General features: G+C 63.5%; 7 protein-coding genes. 2 read left to right on the top strand and 5 right to left on the bottom strand.

Translation table 11 applies throughout. From position 1 onward, the window contains the following. The 5 genes from BLQ71_RS05545 to BLQ71_RS05525 all read right to left on the bottom strand — a co-directional run. Positions 1 to 288: IS5/IS1182 family transposase (locus tag BLQ71_RS05545; RefSeq protein ID WP_074620986.1), on the bottom strand; the 288-nt coding region annotated here is incomplete at its 3' end. A 631-nt stretch (positions 289 to 919) separates the two neighbouring features. Further along, on the bottom strand, positions 920 to 1,393 hold the full coding sequence (locus tag BLQ71_RS05540; protein WP_074620985.1) for a RidA family protein: 474 nt from the start codon (positions 1,391 to 1,393) through the stop codon (positions 920 to 922). After that, entirely contained in the window at positions 1,390 to 3,297 is a 1,908-nt protein-coding gene (locus BLQ71_RS05535) for a TRAP transporter permease (protein ID WP_069210658.1), read from the bottom strand. Before BLQ71_RS05535 ends, BLQ71_RS05540 begins: the two co-directional genes overlap by 4 nt. Positions 3,298 to 3,300: 3 nt before the next feature. Then, positions 3,301 to 4,314 (bottom strand): TAXI family TRAP transporter solute-binding subunit, encoded by a 1,014-nt coding sequence (locus BLQ71_RS05530; RefSeq protein ID WP_157923274.1) that lies wholly within the window; start codon positions 4,312 to 4,314, stop codon positions 3,301 to 3,303. Positions 4,315 to 4,437: 123 nt separating this feature from the next. Next, positions 4,438 to 5,340, bottom strand: coding sequence for a LysR family transcriptional regulator (locus BLQ71_RS05525; RefSeq protein ID WP_069210659.1), 903 nt, complete (start codon positions 5,338 to 5,340; stop codon positions 4,438 to 4,440). A 100-nt stretch (positions 5,341 to 5,440) separates the two neighbouring features. Between BLQ71_RS05525 and BLQ71_RS05520 the strand changes: the two genes are divergently transcribed. Then, the gene (locus BLQ71_RS05520) at positions 5,441 to 6,427 is read left to right on the top strand and encodes a membrane dipeptidase (RefSeq protein WP_074620983.1); all 987 of its coding nucleotides are present in this window, start codon (positions 5,441 to 5,443) and stop codon (positions 6,425 to 6,427) included. Beyond that, positions 6,424 to 6,984: a HutD/Ves family protein gene (locus tag BLQ71_RS05515; RefSeq protein WP_074620982.1), complete on the top strand. Its 561-nt coding sequence runs from the start codon at positions 6,424 to 6,426 to the stop codon at positions 6,982 to 6,984. Before BLQ71_RS05520 ends, BLQ71_RS05515 begins: the two co-directional genes overlap by 4 nt. The last annotated feature ends 92 nt before the right edge of the window (positions 6,985 to 7,076 follow it).

Raw genomic sequence — 7,076 nt, 5'->3', positions numbered from 1 at the left:
ATGAGTTGCGTCGATCATCACGGTCGTCTCCTCACCGTGCTCGGCCGCCAACCCCGCCATGATCCGGGCGAAGACACCCCTGTCGCTCCAACGCTTCCAGCGGTTGTCGAGCGTCTTGTGCGAGCCGTATTCCTTTGGCGCATCTCGCCACCGCAAACCATTGCGATTGATGAAGATAATCCCGCTCAGGACACGCCGGTCATCAACCCTGGGCTTGCCGTGCGACTTAGGGAAGTAAGGCTCCAGACGCGCCATCTGCGCATCGCTCAACCAGAAAAGATCAGACATGTTCACCGCTCATTTTCGAACGGTGAATCATGCTCGCCCAACCAAATCAATGCGTCCTGACCCTAAACTCGATCCGAACTGCCGAAACAGCCGAATTAAAGTGCGAGCCATTCCCTCCGCCACTAACAATTTATAATTGACGTGAAATTTGGGAAGTCCGTGGCCAAGGCCGCCACTCTTCCCGTCATCCCATCTGCACTTGAAAATGGCGTGAAGCAACATGCACCGCGTCCGACGCGCTGGCATGTGCGCGCGGATCAAGTCTGGATGCTGTAATCTTGCATCTGGTGACGATGGCGCTGCCCGACAGGGGCGCGCGCCGGGTTCGACTTGCCGGTTGGCGACGGAGCCGGAATCCTTCACACCGCTGGTTCCGCAGGGATCCATCGGCTGTCTGCCGATTTGACCCGCGAAGGAGTGTTGCTGCTTTTCGGAGGGGCCGGCAGACCGTTCCAAAACCGCTTGGACCCTGTTGGTCTTCGAAAGACACCAGACATCACGATATGGACCAACGACGTCTATCGATTATACCGCACGATCTTAGACCCCGAACCGGACGGCTTTGATGGGTGGGCGCGGGCAATTAGAGGCACCTCCCGCGCCAGTCCCTGCGGGCAAGCATGATCGGTGTCTATGCGCCCCGAGCCTTGTCCCCCGGCTCGACAGCTTTCAGGGCAACCGTCGCCTCCAGCATCACCGGCGCATTTCGTGGCAGGCGGCTGACGCCGAGGACCGTCCTGGGGTGCCGTCCCGCCTGCCCCAGCGAGGCAATGATCCTCTCGGATGCGGCATCGGCCACGGTGGAGATGTCGAAACCGTCATCCCCGACGGCAACATAAACCTGCAAGCGCAACACGCGGTCGACCTCCTCGTCGGGTCGGCGCTCCTTTGCAAGCCAGGCCAGAACCTGCCCGGCCGCGAGCCGCGCACTTTCGCAGGCGGTCTCCATGTCGATCGCTTCTCCGCACCGGCCCGCAGCATGGATCGTCCTGGGATCGGTCTTCGGGATCTGGCTGGCCAGCAGGATGACACGACCGTGCCGTGCGGCCATGACGTATTGGTATTCGGTCCCGATTGGGTCAGGCAGAACGACGTTTTGACTCATTGGGAAAGGCTTTCTTTCATGTGCAGGCTGCGACGCTGGAGGCCATAGACCCCGGCCAGCAGGACTAGCCCCGTGAGTGATGTCCATCCGCCCGGGTGCACCATCAGGATTGCCGTGCCGACCAGCCCTGCCCGCCCGACGAGCGACAGCCGCGCGCCGAACAGCCAGCCGATCACGACCGCCGAGAGGGCGCCGACCGCCAGGACAGAGCGGCCCAGGGTGTAGATCAGATCCAGCGACCCCTCGGGGGTCAGGAGCACGGTGTTCGAAACGAACATGAACGGCACGATGTAGATCGGCAGGCCGATCAGGAAGGCCGTCCAGCCGACCCGGCTGGCCTTTTCACCGGCTATCGGCGCCGCGGCATAGGCGGCCACGGCCAGCGGTGGCGTGATCTGGCCAAGCACGGCGTAGTAGAAGACGAACATATGCGCGGCCAGCGGATCGGCCCCCAGTTTCGTCAGAGCGGGCGCAACCAGCGTGGCCTGAACGATATAGGCCGCTGTCGTCGGCATCCCCATGCCAAAGATGAAGGCCGCGATCATCGCCAGAACCAGCGCCACATCCAGCGACCCGCCGGCAAACCCTGTCACCACCGAGCTGAACTTGAACCCAAGCCCCGAGATCTGGACGATCCCGACGATGATCCCGGCCGAGGCGCAGGCGACGGCGACCACGGCCGCGCCTTCGACCCCCAGGCGGACACCGGCGACCAACTGACGCCAGCCGATAAAGGTGGAGGGCCGCAAATAGGGCACGACAATCGCCGCCAGGACCCCGAAAAAGGCGCTGTATCCCGGCGAATAGCCCTGCAACATCAGGGTGACCAACAAGACGACCGGGATCAGGAAGGTCCAGCCGGAGGCCAGCACGCGGCGGGTCGACCCTGCCTCGGCCTTGGCCAGCGGCTTCAGGTCCAGCTTGAGAGAGGCCAGGTGCACGGCCAGCAGCAAGGCAACGTAGAACAGCACCGCAGGCAACAGCGCGGCGGCAACCACCTCGAGATAGGGAATGCCCAGGATCGCGGCCATGAGAAAGGCGGCGGCCCCCATGATCGGCGGCGTGATCTGGCCCCCGGTGGAGGCGATGGCCTCGACCGCGCCAGCGAACCGCCGAGGGTAGCCCAGCTTGAGCATCATCGGGATGGTCAGCGAACCTGTCGTGGCCACGTTGGCCACGGAACTGCCGGACATCATGCCCATGAGGCCGCTGGCCACGACGGCGATCTTGGCCGGTCCACCCCGCGTCTGCCCGGTCATGGCACGCGTGATGGTGATGAAGAAATCACCGCCCCCCGCGACCTGAAGAACGGCGCCGAACATCACGAAAAGAAAGATATATTCCGCCGACACGCCAAGGGCCGTGCCGAAGATGCCCTCGAAGCTGAAGTACATCTGGTCGACGAATTCGCTCAACCCGACGCCGCCATGCGCCAGCGGACGCAGCCAGCTCACGAACCTCAGGTCCGGGCCGACGAAGGCATAGGCGATGAAGATCAGGCAAAGCCAGACGATGGCCATGCCAAGCGCGCGCCGCGTCGCTTCCAGCACGACGACCAGGGCGCTGAGCGCCACGAACACTTCGACCGGCGTGGCGTCCTGTGTCCAGGGAGGTCGGACCACGATCGACGGTTCGAACAGGACAGCGTAGCCGAGCGAGACCACCGCCAAGCCCCCCAGGACCACATCCACAAAGACCCCCGCCCGGTGTCGGGCGGCGGGCATCAGCAAGAGGATCACGATGACCGCCATCAAGGCATGAGCGGCCCGCAACACCAGGTTCGGCGCCAGCCAGAACGGCGAGGCCGCGGCAAGGTGAAATGCAATCATGACCAGGGCCAGGACGGTGATCGCACCGTTCCTGTAGCCTTTCCCCTGATCCGGACCTGCCGCGACCTCCGTCATGTGTCAGGCTCCCAGCGACGATTCAGAGTAAGGGATGCCCATCTCTTCGAAATAGGCCTTGGCGCCGGGATGCAGCGGGATGATCATGCCGCGGCCCACCGTTTCCTTGGAGATATTGCCAAGAAGCGAGTGCACCGCCTTGAAATCATCGAGGTTTTCCCAAAGCTGCTTGACGATGGCATAGGCCGTGTCGTCCGGCATGTCCGCCGAGGCGAAAAGGATCGTGTTGGTGCCCACCGTCTCGGCCGGCACATCCTGCCCTTCGAACAGTCCTGTGGGCAGGGTCACGCGCTCGAACCCGGCGCCGCTGTCTGCCATGAACTTGTCCAGAACCGCCGAGTCGAAGGACAGCGCCCGCATCTTGCGCACGGTTTCGTTCTGCATCACCGTCGGATGCGGCCAGAGCGACAGCCACATGACCGCGTCCAGCTGGCCGTTGCGCAGCGCCTCGTGCGACTCGCTCCAGCTGAGCGGGTGCAGCTTGCCGCCGTCAGCCTCAATGTCGTCGGTGGTCATGCCGGCTGCGGCCAACAGGTTTTCAAAGGCAAGCCACGAGGTCTGCCCCGGCTGACCGGCGCTGACCTGCTTGCCGCGCAGATCGTCGAGCGAGCGAATGTCGCTGTCGGCATCCACCCAGATCTGGATGGCACTTTGCATGATGTTCATCAGGCCGCGCGCGTTCTGCACCGGACGGTCCGGAGTGGCCGGGTCGCGGCCTTCCCATGCGTCCAGGGCATTGTTGGCCGAGGTGATGCCAAGATCCGCCTTGCCATCCCGCACCCGCAGGAGGTTCGGGCCGGAGCCGCCGGGCTGGACATCGATGATCGACGAGGGGAAAACACGGGACAGGATGTCGGCCACGCCGGTTCCGACGATGCCAAAGACGCCGCCCGAAGGGCCGCCGCCGATGGTCAGGAAATCCGGCGCCTGGGCAGCCGCCAGCCGCGGCATCGCGGCAAGAGGCAGCGCGGCGGCAGCCGTGGCAAGCAATCTGCGGCGGGTGAGTGTGTCGGTCATTTTGGTCTCCATCATCACAAGCACGGGATCGCCCGTGCGGCCGAAGGTATTGGACACAGGAGACGCGGAGGCGTCGCTTCAATCAATTAAAAACTTATGTCCTCAACTTCAGGATTTCTGAAGTCAGCTGGGAATGATCCGATCTTCGCGCTTGGCGCGCTCGATCCCCTCGATCACTGCCTTCTCGAAGGCACTGGCGACCGGGACCATTTCAGACTGGGCGCGGGTCATGATCTCGACGTGGCGGCGGGCTGTCGGATCGGCCAGCGCGACAAAAACCAGTCCCGGCCCCAGCCCCTCGATCGCGAGACGCGGCAGGACCGTCACGCCAACCCCTGCCCTGACCATTCCCAGAACGGAGGCCGTGTTGCGGATGCGCAGGTTTGCCGCCTCGTCGATGGCACGGAAGGCCGCGTTTTCGATCACGTCGCCGGATGCGTTCGAGATGACAGGCACCTTGGCCAATTCTTCCCAGGACAGCGGTGCCTTCGCGGCCGCAAGCGGATGATCGACCGCGCAGATCACTCCGAAGGGTTCCGAGAACAGGACGACCCGCCTCAGCGCACCTGTCGGCCCCCGGCAGGATCCTATGCCAATGTCGATGCGCCCCAACTCGACCTCGCGCTGGACCGTGCCGGAATCCATGTCCCGCACCTGGATCACCACGTCCGGGCGGTCATGAACGAAGGTTTGCACCACGTCCGGCAGGATCGCCGTCGTCACCGAGGGAACCGCGCCGACCCTTACGATACCGCTGCGGGCCTGCGTCATCTGCACGATGGAATCGATGCAGCGGTCGAATTGCGCCGTCCCCGCACGGGCCTCGGTCAGGACCAGCTGCCCCAGCGTCGTGAGACGGTTCTTGCGGTCGCTTTCGAACAGCGGCGCCCCCAGATGGTCCGTCAGTTGCTTGAGCGACATGGACACCGCCGAGGGCGTACGCCCCAACCGGTTCGCGGCATCATTCAGGTTGCCATGCTCGGCGACGGCGACAAAACAGCGAAGCATTTCGATCTTGATGGCCATAGAGATTCAACGATTCTTAAGTTGGGTTCAGATAATTGAGTGTGACTGAAGTCACTCTGGCGCGCCATAGTTGCATGACCTTTGCAGACTAGAGAGTTCCATGCCCCAGACTTACCGGATCGACTGCCTCCAATACGCCAATTGGTCTCCGAAAATCTTTGACCAGATGCGCGAAGGCGGCCTGGACGCAGTGCATGTCACCATTGCCTACCACGAGGATTTCCGCGCCACCGCCGCGAACATCGCGGACTGGAACCTGCGCTTTCAGCGTCACAGCGACCTGATTTTCAAGGGACGCACCGGGGATGACGTGCGTCGGGCCCGGGAAACGGGGCGCACGGCGATTTTCCTTGGCCTTCAGACCCCTGCCCCCATCGAGGCCGACATCGGCCTGGTCGAGATCCTGCACGACCTGGGCGTGCGCTTCATGCAGCTCAGCTACAACAACCAATCACTGCTGGCGACGGGCTGTTACGAGGCTGACGACCCCGGCATCACCCGGATGGGCCGGCAGGTCATCAAGGAAATGAACCGGACCGGACTGGTGGTGGACATGTCGCATTCCGCCGACCGTTCGACGCTCGAAGCGATCGAGATTTCGGACCGCCCCATCGCGATCACCCATGCCAACCCCTCGGCATGGCATCCCGCCAAGCGCAACAAGTCCGACGATGTGCTGCGGGCGCTGGCGCAAAGTGGCGGCATGCTGGGCTTTTCGCTCTATCCCCATCACCTGAAGGGTGGCAGCGACTGCACGCTCGACGATTTCTGCGAAATGGTGGCGCGCACCGCGGACCTCATGGGTCCTGAACACATCGGGATTGGCAGCGACCTGTGCCAGGATCAACCGGACAGCGTGGTGGAATGGATGCGCGTGGGTCGCTGGACCCGCGAAATGGACTATGGCGAAGGATCTGCTTCTGCCGCCGGCTTCCCGCCGCAACCGGAGTGGTTCCGGGACAATCGCGACTTTGCCAACCTCGAGACGGGCCTGCGCCGCGTCGGTTTTTCGGACGAGAACATCTCTGGTGTCATCGGTGGGAACTGGCTCCGGTTCTACGACGAGAGTTTCGGGCCCGCCACATGAGCCAGGCTCTACAGCTCATCGGTCCCGACCACTGGACCGAAATGGCATGGCGCAACGGAGGCGGCACCACCTCCGAGATTTGCGCGGAAACCCGCGACGGCGGCCTGCTCTGGCGTCTGAGTACGGCCATCGTCGAACGCGATGGCCCGTATTCGGTCTTTCCCGGCCTCGTGAGGATCAGCACCGTGATCGAAGGCCAAGGCACCAGGATCACGGAAGCTGGCACGGACATTTGGCGCGAGATTGCGCCCCTCGTCCCGAGCCGCATCGACGGAGACCGACACATCGAAGGGCGTTTGGTGAACGGCCCTGTCCGCTATCTGAACCTGTTCTTCGACCCTGCGCGTCTTGCGGCGCAGGTCTCGGTCATGCGGCTGAACGGCCGCGCCAGGACGGGAAGCTCCCCAAGCGCGATATTCTGTGTGGCCGGTGACTGTGCAATTGCCACGTCCCCAAGCACCTCGATCAGCGCGATGACCCTTGTGAGGGACATTCCGGCGGAGACACATCTCACCGGAAAGGCAACCCTGGTATCTGTGGTCCTGCAGCCCGCCTGAACTTTTCCGGCCGCAGCGCGGCCAGTCCCATGCCCCATACAGGAGCGACGACCGCCTTGGGTGGAGAGGCGCGCGGCCCCCAGGACTCCGGA

The organism is Antarctobacter albus, from assembly GCF_900101505.1.
GTDB classification, from domain to species: Bacteria; Pseudomonadota; Alphaproteobacteria; order Rhodobacterales; family Rhodobacteraceae; genus Antarctobacter; species Antarctobacter albus.
This window is presented reverse-complemented; position numbering and strand designations above follow the sequence as displayed.